The following is a 14,250-nucleotide window of genomic DNA, read 5'->3' as shown; positions in this document are numbered from 1 at the left end:
TGGCAAGGGGCCGTTCGTCCGCTGAAAGGGCTGCAACGCAGCCCCGATGTCGCTTGACTGGGCCTTGCCCGCGAAGCGGATGGCACGAGGCTTGTCAGCCAGGCCACCCCATGTGATCCTTCCGCGCCTTCAGCCAGCCCAAGAGCCCAGCCCATGAGCAAGATCATTCGCATCGCCGCCGCCCTGCTGATCGACCCCCAGGGGCGTACCTTGCTGGTGCGCAAGCGTGGCACCCAGGCCTTCATGCAGCCGGGTGGCAAGATCGATGCCGAGGAGTCGCCCGCAGCGGCCCTGGTGCGCGAGCTGCATGAAGAACTGGGGTTGCGGATCGACCCGCAGCAGGCCGTCTACCTGGGCAGCTTCAGCGCCCCGGCGGCCAACGAGCCGGGTTTCGAGGTGCAGGCCGAGTTGTTCCGGGTCGACAGTGCCGAGGCCGTGGCCCCGGCGGCGGAGATCGAGGAGACGGTGTGGCTGGCCGCCGACGAAGTGCCGGCCCTGCCCCTGGCGCCGCTGACCCGTGACCTGATCCTGCCGCTCTACCGCAAGGCCCTCAACGCACCGCGCTGACCCCGTCGAGGGTGGCGAAGGACGTATCCTTGGCCGTCAGCAGGAAGTCGCGCATGTACGGCGCATCGAGCATGTCGGTGCGTACTGCCGCGTAGAGCGTGGCGAACAGGCCCTTCTCGCCCAGGCGCTTGCCCTTCACGTAGCCCCGTGAGCTGTATTCGTGCAGCGCCCAGTGGGGCATGCCGCACACGCCACGGCCGCTGGCCACCAGTTGCATCATCATCACCGTCAGCTCCGAGGTACGCACCGCGGCCGGCTCGATGTCGGCCGGCTCCAGGAAGCGGGTGAAGATATCCAGGCGGTCGCGCTCCACCGGATAGGTGATCAGGGTCTGGTCGGCCAGGTCCTGGGGCACGATATAGGGCTTGCTGGCCAAGGGGTGCTGGTTGGCCACGGCGAGCATGGCCTCGTAGGTGAACAGCGGTACATAGGTGATGCCGGCCAGGTCCAGCGGGTCGGAGGTCACCACCAGGTCGAGGTCGCCCCGGGCCAGGGCCGGCAACGGTGCGAAGGCGAAGCCCGAGGCCAGGTCCAGTTCCACCTCTGGCCAGGCGTCGCGGAACTGGTCGATGGTCGGCATCAGCCACTGGAAGCAGCTGTGGCACTCGATAGCCATGTGCAGGCGCCCGGCGGTGCCACCGGCCAAGCGGGCGATGTCGCGTTCGGCGCTGCGCAGCAGCGGCAGGGTGGCATCGGCCAGTTGCAGCAGGCGCAGGCCGGCGCTGGTGAAGCGGATCGGCTTGGTCTTGCGCACGAACAGCGGCAACCCCAGGCGTTCTTCCAGTTCCTTGAACTGGTGCGACAGTGCCGACTGGGTCAGGTGCAGGCGTTCGGCGGCCTCCACCAGGCTGTCGGCCTCGCGCAGGGCATGAAGGGTTTTCAGGTGGCGGATTTCCAGCACTGCAGCACTCCGGGGAAACACTTGGTAAAAAATACAGGGTGTTGAGTTTCCCTCATGTTGCAGGTGCTGTCGACTGGCAACGCCCGCTGACCGCTCGGCGCCATTCATCAAACTGTCACGCAACTGTGGCAGCGCGCCCGCATGAATTTCATCAGACTCGCGCTCTACTGGGGATTTGCATTCTGGTGTTTCTTTTCATGCGGGTTTTACTGGTTTTCTTCTTCTTGCTGTGTAGCGTGCCGGCCAGCTTCGCCGTTCAGCGCTGCGACGCCCAGGTGCCGGTGCAACGGGCCGAGCTGGGCGAACTGAGCCTGGTGTACCAGAGCGTCGGTGCACCGTCGGACCCTGCCTTGCTGCTGGTCATGGGCCTGGGCGGACAATTGATCCACTGGCCCGACGACGTGGTCGAGGCCCTGTGTCGCCAGGGCTTTCGGGTGATTCGCTACGACAATCGGGATGTCGGCCTGTCGCGCTGGAACCAACTGCCGGCCTCGGCCAACTTGACGGTCGAGCTGTTGCGCTACCGCCTGGGGCTGCCAGTGGCTGCGCCCTATACGCTGACCGACATGGCCGGGGACGGTTTGCGCCTGATGGATGCACTCGGGGTCGAGCGGTTCCATGTGCTGGGGGTGAGCATGGGCGGGATGATCGCCCAGCACCTGGCGGCCATGGCGCCCGGGCGTGTGCGCAGCCTGACCCTGGTCATGTCCAGCTCGGGCGCCGAGGGCCTGCCGGCGCCCAGCCCTGCGTTGGTGCAACTGTTGGCGCGCCGCGATGCGCCGAACCGGGCGCTGGCCATCGAGCACCAGGCCGACCTGCTGGCGGCCTTGGGCAGCCCCGAGGTCGCCGATGACCGTGCGGCCCTGCTGCACCAGGCGGCGATGGCCTACGACCGGGCCTTCAACCCGGAAGGGGTGAAGCGCCAGATCATGGCGATCCTCGCCGAGCCGAGCCGGGTGGCGCTGCTCAACCAGTTGCGCGTACCCACGCTGGTGGTGCATGGCACGGCCGACCCGCTGTTGCCGGTGATGCATGGGGTGCACCTGGCTGCGCATATCCGGGGGAGCCAGCTGCGGCTGATCCCGGGTTTGGCCCATCGCTTCCAGGAGCCGTTCAAGGCGCCGTTGCTGGGGGCGGTGCTGCCTTACCTGAAGGCGCATCGTGAAGACCTGACCCACCTTGCCAGGCTTTGACGCTGCACCGTCTCGAGGCCGGTCAGTTAAGCGGCGGGTTGTCATTTTCGGGGCTGCCGGCGATGGGGCCGGTACAGACGCGACCAGTCTCAGTGAAAGCGCATCCACAGTGTCACCAGCACGGTCGCCGCCACCAGCCAGGCCAGCGTGGCCAGGGCCAGCGAGGTCTCCAGGCGCATCCGGTCGACCAACAGGTACAGCGCCGCCAAGTAGACGAAATAGGGAATGATCGACCACATGCCGAACAGGATGGTGGTCTTCAGGTCCGCCAGCGGTCGCCCCTTGCCCACGATGTAGTGGGCGATCAGGGCAAAGGTCGGGAACAACGGCACCAGGCCTGCGATGTAGTAGTTGCGGGTCTTGGAGAGGATGGCCAGGAGCACCACCACGGCGGCACCCAGGCCGGCTTTCAGTACGAGGTCCACGTCGGTTTCCTTCGGCTCAGGCGAGGCCGTATTTCTTCACTTTGTCGAACAGCGTGGTCTTGGCCATGCCCAGCTCCTGGCTGGCTTGGCTGAGGTTGCCCCCGGTGCGTTGCAGGGCATCGCTGAGCAGGTTGCGCTCGAAGGCCTCCACCGCTTCGGCGAAGCCCAGGCCTTGGCTGGCACCGCCGCCGCTTTTCTTGAATGCCGGCAGGCCCAGCGCGTAGCGTTCGGCGACATTGCGCAGTTCGCGCACGTTGCCCGGCCAGTCGTGGGCCATCAGACGCGACAAGGTCTGGCTGTCCAGCTCCGGCACCTCGCGGTCGAAGCGCAGCGCCGATTGCTGGAGAAAGTGCTCGAACAGTTGCAGGATGTCCTCGCGGCGCTCGCGCAGCGGCGGCAGCTCGAGGGTGACCACGTTCAGGCGGTAGTACAGGTCGCTGCGGAACTGGCCGCTCTGGCCCATGGCGTCGAGGTCGGACTTGGTCGCGGCGATCACCCGGCAGTCCACCGGGATGCTCTGGTTCGAGCCCAGGCGCTCCAGGGTGCGTTCCTGCAGCACGCGCAACAGTTTGATCTGCAGGTTGAGCGGCATGCTCTCGACCTCGTCGAGGAACAGGGTACCGCCATTGGCATGCTCGATCTTGCCGATGCGCCGCTTGCCGGCACCGGTGAAGGCGTTGGCCTCGTGACCGAAGATCTCGCTCTCGAACAGGTTTTCCGGCAGGCCGCCGCAGTTGAGGGCGACGAAGGGCTGGCCCTGGCGTCGGCTGAAGTCGTGCAGGCAACGGGCGACCAGTTCCTTGCCGGTGCCGGTCTCGCCCTCGATCAGTACGTTGGCCGAGGTGTCGGCGACGTTGGCGATCAGCCCGCGCAGGTTCTGCATGGCCGGCGAGCGGCCGATGATGCGCCCTTCGAGCGTGCTCTGGCCGGCCAGCTGGCGGCGCAGCGCATGCACTTCGCGGGACAGCCCGCGTTGCTCCAGGGCCCGGCGCACCACGTCCACCAGGCGCTCCGGGGAGAAGGGTTTCTCCATGAAATCGTAGGCGCCGTTACGCATGGCTCCGACCGCCATGTCGATATCGCCATGGCCGGTGATCAGCACCACCGGCAAGCTGCGGTCGCGGGCCTTGAGCCGGCCGAGCAGTTCCAGGCCGTCCATGCCCGGCAGGCGGATGTCGCTGACGACGATACCGGCGAAGTCGTCGCCGATGCGTTCCAGCGCCCGTTCGGCGCTGCCCACGCCTTCGCAGGCGATGTCTTCCAGGGCCAGTGCCTGTTGGCAGCCGAGCAGCACATGCGGGTCGTCTTCGACGATCAGGACGGTGAGGGGCGCTTGGTTCATAGAGGCTCAGCCAATTCGGTTGGGGGCGTGACCAGGGGCAGGGCGAGGACGAAGGCGGTGCCGCCGCTGGCGGGATGCTCGACGCCCAGGGTGCCCTTGGCGGCGGCGGCGAGGCTCGCCGACAGGGTCAGGCCCAGGCCCAGGCCGTGCTCGCCCGGTTTGGTGGTGAAGAAGGGTTCGAACAGGTGCTTGCGTGCCTCGGCATCGATGCCGTGGCCGTTGTCGCGCACCCGCAGGCGGTACTTGTCGCCCTGCGGTTCGCCTTCCAGCCACAACTGCGGCTGAGGCTGGCCGGCCATGGCGTCCAGGGCGTTGCCGATCAGGTTGACCAGGATCTGCTCCAGGCGGGTCTGGTCGATGGCCAGCCGCTGGTCGTCGAACTGGCTGTGCAACTGCAGGTGGCAGCTGGCGATGCGGTTACCCAGCACCTGCAAGGTGGCCTCCACCGCTTTGGCCAGCGAGGCCTGGCCGCTGTCGTCGCCGCGGCGGGCGAACGAGCGCAGGCTGGCGGTGATGCGGCCCATGCGGTCGATCAGGTCGTTCATGGTGCGCAGGTTGGTGCTGGCGGTCTCCAGGGCACCGCGCTCGAGAAAACGCACGGTATTGCCGGACAGGGTACGCAGGGCCGCCAGGGGCTGGTTCAATTCGTGGGCGATGCTGGTGGACATCTGCCCGATGGCCGCCAGCTTGCCGGCTTGGACCAGTTCGTCCTGGGCGTGGCGCAGGGTCTGTTCGGCATGCCGGCGCTCGCGGATCTGGCCCTTGAGCCGCTCGTTGCTGGCGCGAAGGTCCGCGGTACGCTCGGCGATCCGCCGCTCCAGCTGGCTGTTGGCCTCTTCCAGGGCCTCGCGGGCGGCCAGGCGGGTGGCGATCACCTTGCGGCGCTCGTTCCAGGCGATCGCCAGGATGGCCAGCAAGGCGAAGGCCGCGCCCACCAGGATGCCCTGCACCGTGGATTCGCGGTGCAGGTCCTGCAGCGGAGTGAGCAGGGTGAAATGCCAGGGGGTGTCGGCCAGGCGCCGGGTCTGGGTCAGGTAGGCCACCTCGTGGGGCTTGCTGCGGCCGTTCTCGCTGTTGGCCGGGAAGGTCAGCTTCTCGACGCCATCGGCCAGGGTTTCGCGAGCCAGGGGCTGCAACTCGTTCAGCGGCCACCAGTAGTACTGCAGGCTGCGCGCCAGGCGCTCCTTGATCTGCGGGGTCAGCGGGCGCACCGACTTGAGGCGGCGGGCCGGATCGCTGGAGAGGATGATGATGCCGTTCTCGTCGCTGACGAACGCCTCCAGGCGGGCGCGTTGCCAGCGCTCCTCGAGGGTGTCCAGGCGGACCTTGATCACCGCCACGCCGATGATCTTGCCATGCTCCTCCAGGCCGTGGGCCAGGTAGTAGCCGGCCTCGCCGGTGGTGCTGCCGATGCCATAGAAGCGCCCAGGCTCGCCGCGCACGGCATCCTGGAAATAGGCACGGAACGACAGGTCCTCGCCGAGGAAGGAGTCGGCATCGCGCCAGTTGCTGGTGGCCTGGACCCGGCCGTTGGTGTCGAGGACGAAGATCGCCCGGCTGCGGCTGCGGCGGTTCAGGCCCTCGAGGTATTCGTTGACCCGATGGCGAAAACCGCTGTCAGGGTCGGTGAGCAACTGCGAGACGCTGTTTTCCAGCTCCAGCAGGCTCGGCAGGTAGGTGTACTTGCTGATCTCGCTCTCGACGGTGCGCGCGTGCAGTTCCAGCTGGCGCTCGCCATTCTCGCTCAGGGCGCGGATGCCGTTGCTCTCGCTGACCAGGTAGCCGGCCATGCCCAGGCCGACCATCAGCAGGATGATCAAGGGCGGTAGGAGCAACTGGCGGATCAAGCGGGATTTCACGGCAGGCTGGGCTGGGCGAAGGAGCGAAGGGTCGCATTTCATCACAGTGGCCTTGTCACCACCAGCATCCGCTGCCCGGCGGGGCCGGGCAGCGGCGTGGGGCCTGCTCAGTGCTGCAGGATCTTGCTGAGGAAGTGCTGGGTACGCTGGTCGCGGGCGGCCTGGTCGCCGAAGAACTCTTCCTTGGTGCAGTCTTCGATGATGTTGCCCTTGTCCATGAAGATGACCCGGTTGGCGACCTTGCGGGCAAAGCCCATCTCGTGGGTCACGCACATCATGGTCATGCCTTCATGGGCCAGTTCGACCATCACATCCAGGACTTCGCTGACCATTTCCGGGTCCAGTGCCGAGGTCGGTTCGTCGAACAGCATGACGATCGGGTCCATCGACAGGGCGCGGGCGATCGCCACGCGTTGCTGCTGACCGCCCGAAAGCTGGCCAGGGTGCTTCTTGGCCTGGCTGCTCAGGCCGACCCGCTCGAGCAGGGCCAGGCCTTTCTTGGTGGCCTCCGCTTCGCTGCGGCCGAGCACCTTGCGTTGGGCGATGGTCAGGTTCTCGGTGATGGTCAGGTGCGGGAACAGCTCGAAGTGCTGGAACACCATGCCGACCCGCGAGCGCAGCTTGGGCAGGTTGGTCTTGGGGTCGGCGATCGAGGTGCCGTCGACCACGATGTCGCCCTTCTGGAACGGCTCGAGGGCATTGACGCACTTGATCAGGGTGGACTTGCCCGAGCCGGACGGGCCGCAGACCACCACCACCTCGCCTTTCTTGACTTCGGTGTTGCAGTCGGTCAGCACCTGGAAGTCTCCGTACCACTTGTTGACGTTCTTGATGGAAATCATACGGCGATCCTTTTTTGCAGGCGCTTGACCAGCCACGAAGCGGTGAAGCTGATGAGGAAGTAGACGACACCGGCGAAGATCAGGAACTCATGGGAGCGCCCGATGATGTCGCCGTTGGAGCGTGCCGAATTGAGGAAGTCCACCAGGCCCACGGTGTAGACCAGCGAGGTGTCCTGGAACAGGATGATGCTCTGCTGCAGCAGCAGCGGGGTCATCTTGCGGAAGGCCTGGGGCAGGATGATCAGGCGCATGGTCTGGCCATAGGTCATGCCCAGGGCCTGGGCGGCGCCCATCTGGCCCTTGGAGATCGATTGCACGCCAGCCCGCACGATTTCGCAGAAGTAGGCGGCCTCGAACATCATGAACGCCACCACGCAGGAGGTGAAGGCACCGACCGGGGTGTCCTCGCCGGTGATCCAGCGCAGCACGAATGGCACGGCCAGGTAGAACCAGGTGATCACCAGCAGCAGCGGGATGGAGCGGAAGTAGTTGACGTAGGCGCCGGCGATGTTCGACAGCAGCTTGCTCGACGACAGGCGCATCAAGGCCAGGATGGTCCCCAGCACGATGCCGCCGATCACGCCCATGACCATCAGCCTGAGGGTCATCAGCATGCCTTCCCAGAGCGCAGGCAGGGCCGGGACGATCTCGGTGAAATCCATGTCCATTACTTACCTCCCACGGAAATCAGGCCAGGTACCGAGACTTTCTTCTCGACCATGCGCATGAGCAGCATCAGGCCCATGTTCAAGGTGAAGTAGATCAGGGTGGCCAGGGTGAACGCCTCGAACAGGTTGGCGGAGAACTCGGCGGTCTGCTTGGTCTGGGCCAGCAGCTCCATGAGGCCGATCAACGAGGCCACGGAAGAGTTCTTGAACACGTTCAGGAACTCCGAGGTGAGCGGCGGAATGATGATCCGGTACGCCTGCGGCAACAGGACGTTGGTGTAGATCTGCGGCATGCTGAAGCCCATCGCACGGGCGGCCGCTTCCTGGCCGCGCGGCAGGGCCTGGATGCCGGTACGCACCTGTTCGCAGACCCGCGCGGCGGTGAACAGGCCCAGGCAGATGACCACGCTGATCAGCGCCGAGGTGGTCGGGTTGAGGTCCTGCTTGAACCATTCCTGCAGGCCTTCGGGCAGCAGGTCCGGTACCAGGAAGTACCAGATGAACAGCTGCACCAGCAGCGGCACGTTGCGGAACAGCTCCACGTAGGCGGTGGCGATGCCGGCCACCAGGCGGTTCGGCACGGTGCGCATGACGCCGAGTATGGAGCCCAGCAGCAGTGCGATGATCCAGGCGGAGACGGCGATGGCGATGGTCCATCCCAGGCCGGTTAGGTACCAGTCCAGGTAGGTTTCGCTGCCCACGCCGGTGGACTTGAAGAACACGCCCCAGTCCCAGTTGTAATTCATCGGGATTTCCCCTCAGACGGTTGTTTCACGGGCACCTTCGAACATCCGAGGGCGGTATGCGCCCTCGGATGAAAGGTTAGACACTAACGAGTGGCCCGTCGGGTTAATTCGCGCTCGAGGTGAGCCACGGGCCACGTTCAGGGGTCAGGACTGCTTTTCGTCCGCTGCCTTGTCGGTCGGCTCGGCGATCAGCTTCTTCAGTTCTTCGCTCATCGGGAAGTTCAGGTTCAGGCCTTTTGGCGGGATCGGTTGCTGGAACCACTTCTCGTAGGTCTTGTTGATCTCGCCCGACTTGTAGTACTCCACGATCGCCTCGTCGACCGCTTTCTTGAACGCCTCGTCACCCTTGCGCACCATGCAGCCGTAGATCTCGTAGGACTGCGGGGTACCGGTGATGACCCAGTCGGCAGGCTTGCGTGCCTTGGCCATTTCGCCGGCGAGCAGGGCATCGTCCATCATGAAGGCCACGGCGCGGCCGCTTTCGAGCATGTTGAAGGCTTCGCCGTGGTCCTTGGCGGAGATCACGTTCATCTTCATCTGCTTGTCGGCGTTCATCGCCTTGAGGATGCGCTCGGAGGTGGTGCCGGCGGTGGTCACCACGTTCTTGCCGGCCAGGTCCGGGAAGTCCTTGTAGGCCGGCTGGCCGTCCTTGACCTTGGTCAGCAGGCGGGTACCGACTTCGAAGATGCCCACGGAGAAGCCGACCTGCTGCTGGCGTTCGACGTTGTTGGTGGTGGAGCCGCATTCCAGGTCGACGGTGCCGTTCTGCACCAGCGGGATGCGGGTCTGGGAGGTGACCAGGTTGTAGCGGACCTTGATGTCGGTGCCCAGTTGCTTTTTCAGGTGCTCGACGACGGCCAGCTGGATGTCGTGGGAGTAGCCCACGGGTTGTGGCTTGCCGGCCAGGTAGGAAAACGGAATGGAGGAGTCGCGGTGCCCCAGGGTGATGGTCCCCGAGTCCTTGATCTTCTTCAGGGTGCCGGTCAGTTCCTCGGCCATGACTGGCGAAGCGATGACCGCGGCCGCGATGGCGGCGCCCAACAGATGACGAACGATGCGCATCAAATTTTCCTCGACGTTGTTTTTTTTATGGAGCCGTTGGCGGACTCTTCGTTCAACGAATACAGCATGAAGCGGTGTGCATTCGGCTACCAAGTGTAGAGCATGACTCATGCCAAGCCCTGATACTGATCATAACGCCGCGTAAATACTGGGGATTAATCTTTTCTGACGGTTTTCCAGGGAATGTTTGTGTACGGATTTCCGAATGGATGGGTGTGAGCCGTTCGGGAATCCGAACGGGTTGGCGGTTGTGTGCAGGCCTGCCATTCGGGGCCGCTTCACGCTCCTTCGCCGGCAAGCCGGCTCCCAGGTTCGGCACCGATCTCAAGAACAGCGCGACCACCCTGTGTGGAGTCGGTTTGCCGGCGATGGGCTGCAAAGCTCTATTGGCAGAAGCAGGTCCAGGCCAGGCTCAGGCCGCACGCACGCGCGCACGGTTCGACTCGGCACGCTGCAGGTACTCGCGCAGCCCCTGCTGCTCGGCCTGGCTGGTGAACAGACCCAGCTTGGTGCGGCGCCAGAGGATATCGTCGGCGCTGATCGCCCATTCCTCGCTGCACAGGTAATCCACCTCACGGCTGAACAGGCCGCCGCCGATGGCCTGACCGAGGTCCTCCGGACCCTGCACGCCTTCGAGCAGGCGCCAGGCTCGGCTGCCGTAGGTTTGCACCCAGCGCCTGGCAATATCCTCCGGCAACCAGCTGCAGCGGGCCAGCAGGCCGTCGACCAGGGCCTGGACGGTGGTCATGCGCTCACCGCCGGGCAAGGGCGCGCTGGCGGTCCAGCTGTCGCGCATGTGGGTGAAGAACGGCCGTAGTTCCGCCATGGCCGACTCGGCCAGCTTGCGGTAGGTGGTCAGCTTGCCGCCGAACACCGACAGCAGCGGCGCCTGGCCCTCGGCGCTGGACAACGCCAGGGTATAGTCGCGGGTGACCGCCGAGGGGTTGTCCGATTCGTCGTTGCACAGCGGCCGTACCCCGGAATAGGTGTGCAGGATGTCGGCCCGCCCGAGCTGGTGGTTGAAGTGCTCGTTGACCACCTTCAGCAGGTAGTCGGTCTCCGCCTCGGTGATCGCCACCTTGGCCGGATCGCCGCTGTATTCGCGGTCGGTGGTGCCGATCAGGGTGAAGCGCTCCAGGTAGGGGATGGCGAAGACGATGCGCTGGTCTTCGTTCTGCAGGATATAGGCATGCTCGCCCTCGTACAGGCGCGGCACGATCAGGTGGCTGCCCTGGATCAGACGGATGCCGTAGGGCGCGTCGAGCCCCAGGTCGTCCTTGATGAAGCTGGCGACCCAGGGGCCGGCGGCGTTGACCAGGGCACGGGCACGGATGGTCTGCCGGCTGCCATCGGCGAGCGACAGCTCTACCTGCCACAGGCCATCGACCCGCTCGGCGCCCAGGCAACGGGTGCGAGTGCGGATGTGTGCGCCTTTCTCGCGGGCGGCCATGGCATTGAGCACCACCAGGCGGGCGTCGTCGACGGCGCAATCGGCGTATTCGAAACCGCGGGTGATGGCGGGCTTGAGCGGGTTGCCCGGGCCGAAGCGCAAGCTGCGCGAGGCGCCCAGGCGCTTGCGCTTGCCCAGGTGGTCGTAGAGGAACAGGCCGGCGCGGATCATCCAGGCCGGCCGCAGGTGCGGGCGGTGGGGCAACACGAAGCGCATCGGCTTGACGATGTGCGGCGCCTTGGCGAGCAGCACCTCGCGCTCGGCCAGCGCCTCGCGGACCAGGCGGAACTCGTAGTGCTCCAGGTAACGCAGGCCGCCGTGGATCAGCTTGCTGCTGGCCGACGAGGTGTGACTGGCGAGGTCGTCCTTTTCGCAGAGCAATACCTTCAGGCCGCGCCCGGCCGCGTCGGCGGCGATGCCCACGCCATTGATACCGCCGCCGATCACGGCGAGGTCGTAGCAATCGGCGAGGGGGAGCAAGGACGAAGCGGGCTGTGACACGGCAAGGCCTCCGGGAGTGCTGTTCATATCGAATGTGAACATTTATGTTCGTTTTCGAAAATACTAGCGCAATGAAACGCCTGTCGCCAGTCAGTCCTTATAGGAAAAGCTGATCAGATGACAAGAAAATGAACATTATCGAACATAAGGTTGGCGCTTTGCGGTGAGGCAGTTGCCGTTTGGGGGCTGCAAGGCAGCCCCAGCGCCCTTGAGAAGGAGCGCGAGTGGTCTGGACAGCAGCCCTGGGCTGCTCAGACCACTTCCAGGCGGATCTTGTGCTGGTTGAGTAGCTGGGTCAGGGCGGGAGAGGGCGCCTGGTCGGTCACCAGGCAGTCGACCAGGCTGATCGAGCCGAGGCGTACCATGGCGTTGCGGCCGAACTTGCTGGAGTCGGCGGCGAGGATCACCTGGCGGGCATTGGCGATGATCGCCTGGGATACCCGGACTTCCTGGTAGTCGAAGTCCAGCAGGCTGCCATCCTCGTCGATGCCGCTGATGCCGACCAGGGCGAAGTCGACCTTGAACTGATTGATGAAGTCGACGCTGGCCTGGCCGACCACACCGCCGTCGCGGCGTACGGTGCCGCCGGCCACCAGCACCTCGAAATCATCCTTGGCGCCGAGGATCGCGGCCACGTGCAAGTTGTTGGTGATGACCTTCAAGTGGTTGTGGTTGAGCAGGGCACGGGCGATGGATTCGGTGGTGGTGCCAATGTTGATGAACAAGGAGGCATGGTCGGGAATCTGCCGGGCCACGGTTTCGGCGATGCGCTGTTTCTCGTCGCGCATCTGGTCGGCGCGCATGGCGTAGGCGGTGTTCTCGATGCTCGAATCGTAGGCTGCGCCGCCATGGTAGCGGCGCAGCAGGTTGCCTTCGGCGAGCTGGTTGATGTCGCGGCGGATGGTTTGCGGGGTGACGACGAACAGCTGGGCCATTTCTTCGATACTGACGTAACCGCGCTCGCGCACCAGTTCGAGGATTTGTTGTTGGCGGGGAGGCAGATTCATGGGCGGTCCTTTTGGGCTGCCGGACAAATTCTGCAATGAAACCAAAAGGCAGCGGCAAGCGGCAAGCTACAAGCGACAAGAAAAGCCGAACACGCCAGCCGGTGTCCCTATGCTTGGCTTGCAGCTTGCAGCTTGCAGCTTGCAGCTTGCAGCTTGCAGCTTGCAGCTTGCAGCTTGCAGCTTGCAGCTTGCAGCCTACGCCTCCCAATCGCGGGTACGATCCACCGCTTTCTTCCAGCCGGCGTAGAGCTTCTCCTTCTGCGCCTCGTCCAGCTGCGGGCTGAACTCGCGCTCAATGATCGCCTTGTCGCGCAACTCGTCCAGGCCGCTCCAGAAGCCGCAGGCCAGGCCGGCCAGGTAGGCGGCGCCGAGCGCCGTGGTCTCGCGCATCCTTGGCCGTTCGACGCAGGTGCCGAGGATGTCGGCCTGGAACTGCATGAGGAAGTTGTTGGCCACCGCGCCGCCGTCCACGCGCAGTTCGCTCAGGCGCTGGCCGCAGTCCTGCTGCATGGCGTCGAGCACGTCACGGGTCTGGTAGGCGATCGACTCCAGGGCCGCACGGATGATGTGATCGACCTTCACCCCACGGGTCAGGCCGAACAGTGCGCCACGGGCGTAGGGGTCCCAGTACGGTGCGCCAAGGCCGGTGAAGGCCGGCACCAGGTAGACGCCGTTGCTGTCCTTGACCTTGCTGGCGAAATATTCGGTGTCGAAGGCATCGTTGACGATCTTCAGTTCGTCGCGCAGCCATTGCACGGTGGAGCCGCCGTTGAATACCGCGCCTTCCAGGGCATAGGCCACCTCGCCGCGAGGGCCGCAGGCGATGGTGGTGAGCAGGCCATGGGAAGATTTCACCGCTTTGTCGCCGGTGTTCATCAGCAGGAAACAGCCGGTGCCATAGGTGTTCTTGGCCTGGCCGGGCTCCACGCACATCTGGCCGAACAGTGCCGATTGCTGGTCGCCAGCGATGCCGGCGATGGCGATGCCGCTCTTGGTATGGCCGTACACCTGCGAAGACGGACGTACCTCTGGCAGCATCTGCCGTGGAATGCCAAGGATCTCGAGGAGCTTCTCGTCCCACTGCAGGGTGTGGATGTTGAACATCAGGGTGCGCGAGGCATTGGTGTAGTCGGTGACATGCACCTTGCCGCCGGAGAATTTCCAGATCAGCCAGCTGTCGACGGTGCCGAACAGCAGCTCGCCCCGTTCGGCGCGGGCCCTGGCGCCGTCGACGTTGTCGAGGATCCACTTGAGCTTGGTGCCGGAGAAATACGGGTCGGTGACCAGGCCCGTGGTTTCGCGGATGTACGCCTCATGGCCGTCGCGCTTGAGCTGCTCGCAGATCTCGGTGCTGCGCCGGCATTGCCAGACGATGGCGTTGTACACCGGGCGGCCGGTTTCCTTGTCCCAGACCACGGTGGTCTCGCGCTGGTTGGTGATGCCCAGCGCGGCCACCTGGGCATGGCTGATGCCGGCCTGGGCCAGGGCTTCGACCATGGTCGCGCTCTGCGTGGCGAAGATTTCCATCGGGTCGTGCTCGACCCAGCCGGCCTGCGGATAATGCTGCACGAACTCGCGCTGGGAGGTACCGACCACGTTGGCGTCACGGTCGAAGATGATGGCCCGCGAACTGGTGGTGCCCTGGTCCAGGGCGATGATGTAGTTCTTGTCCTGGGTATCTGTCATG

13 protein-coding genes are annotated in these 14,250 nt (G+C 65.0%); 2 read left to right on the top strand and 11 right to left on the bottom strand.

Features of this window, described 5'->3' with window-relative positions:
* Positions 1-153 precede the first annotated feature (153 nt).
* Positions 154-567 carry an NUDIX hydrolase gene (locus ACDI39_RS11260; protein ID WP_410045349.1) on the top strand — a complete coding sequence of 138 codons (414 nt, stop codon included), beginning with the start codon at positions 154-156 and terminating at the stop codon, positions 565-567.
* Here ACDI39_RS11260 and metR read toward each other — a convergent pair.
* A complete protein-coding gene (gene metR / locus ACDI39_RS11255) occupies positions 551-1,468 on the bottom strand; it encodes a transcriptional regulator MetR (RefSeq protein ID WP_225788108.1) in 918 nt (305 codons plus the stop codon). The genes ACDI39_RS11260 and metR overlap by 17 nt on opposite strands.
* A 197-nt stretch (positions 1,469-1,665) precedes the next feature.
* Between metR and ACDI39_RS11250 the strand changes: the two genes are divergently transcribed.
* Positions 1,666-2,661: an alpha/beta fold hydrolase gene (locus ACDI39_RS11250; RefSeq protein ID WP_225788109.1), complete on the top strand. Its 996-nt coding sequence runs from the start codon at positions 1,666-1,668 to the stop codon at positions 2,659-2,661.
* An 89-nt stretch (positions 2,662-2,750) separates the two neighbouring features.
* On the opposite strand, the gene ACDI39_RS11245 is transcribed toward ACDI39_RS11250, so the two are convergent.
* From ACDI39_RS11245 to glpK, 10 genes are all read right to left on the bottom strand, one after another.
* Positions 2,751-3,086 carry a GlpM family protein gene (locus ACDI39_RS11245; protein WP_225788110.1) on the bottom strand — a complete coding sequence of 112 codons (336 nt, stop codon included), beginning with the start codon at positions 3,084-3,086 and terminating at the stop codon, positions 2,751-2,753.
* 16 nt (positions 3,087-3,102) lie between these two features.
* Positions 3,103-4,377 (bottom strand): two-component response regulator AauR, encoded by a 1,275-nt coding sequence (gene aauR, locus ACDI39_RS11240; RefSeq protein ID WP_253081262.1) that lies wholly within the window; start codon positions 4,375-4,377, stop codon positions 3,103-3,105.
* Between the two features lie 47 nt (positions 4,378-4,424).
* On the bottom strand, positions 4,425-6,329 hold the full coding sequence (gene aauS, locus ACDI39_RS11235) for a two-component sensor histidine kinase AauS (protein ID WP_253081259.1): 1,905 nt from the start codon (positions 6,327-6,329) through the stop codon (positions 4,425-4,427).
* A gap of 65 nt (positions 6,330-6,394) precedes the next feature.
* Positions 6,395-7,129: an amino acid ABC transporter ATP-binding protein gene (locus ACDI39_RS11230; RefSeq protein ID WP_225788113.1), complete on the bottom strand. Its 735-nt coding sequence runs from the start codon at positions 7,127-7,129 to the stop codon at positions 6,395-6,397.
* Positions 7,126-7,797, bottom strand: a complete 672-nt coding sequence (locus tag ACDI39_RS11225; protein WP_225788114.1) for an amino acid ABC transporter permease — start codon at positions 7,795-7,797, stop codon at positions 7,126-7,128. Before ACDI39_RS11225 ends, ACDI39_RS11230 begins: the two co-directional genes overlap by 4 nt.
* Positions 7,797-8,543, bottom strand: a complete 747-nt coding sequence (locus tag ACDI39_RS11220) for an amino acid ABC transporter permease (protein WP_225788115.1) — start codon at positions 8,541-8,543, stop codon at positions 7,797-7,799. The genes ACDI39_RS11225 and ACDI39_RS11220 overlap by 1 nt, the downstream gene beginning before the upstream one ends.
* A 144-nt stretch (positions 8,544-8,687) precedes the next feature.
* Positions 8,688-9,605 (bottom strand): glutamate/aspartate ABC transporter substrate-binding protein, encoded by a 918-nt coding sequence (locus ACDI39_RS11215; protein ID WP_225788116.1) that lies wholly within the window; start codon positions 9,603-9,605, stop codon positions 8,688-8,690.
* A gap of 412 nt (positions 9,606-10,017) precedes the next feature.
* Positions 10,018-11,556 carry a glycerol-3-phosphate dehydrogenase gene (gene glpD / locus ACDI39_RS11210; protein ID WP_253081260.1) on the bottom strand — a complete coding sequence of 513 codons (1,539 nt, stop codon included), beginning with the start codon at positions 11,554-11,556 and terminating at the stop codon, positions 10,018-10,020.
* Between the two features lie 251 nt (positions 11,557-11,807).
* On the bottom strand, positions 11,808-12,563 hold the full coding sequence (gene glpR, locus ACDI39_RS11205) for a DNA-binding transcriptional repressor GlpR (RefSeq protein ID WP_225788118.1): 756 nt from the start codon (positions 12,561-12,563) through the stop codon (positions 11,808-11,810).
* Between the two features lie 195 nt (positions 12,564-12,758).
* Entirely contained in the window at positions 12,759-14,249 is a 1,491-nt protein-coding gene (gene glpK / locus ACDI39_RS11200) for a glycerol kinase GlpK (protein ID WP_225788119.1), read from the bottom strand.
* Position 14,250: the final 1 nt, after the last annotated feature.

The organism is Pseudomonas sp. Tun-23181, from assembly GCF_057415455.1.
The sequence above is the reverse complement of the archived record's forward strand: the minus strand, read 5'-3'. Positions and strand labels throughout refer to the sequence as shown.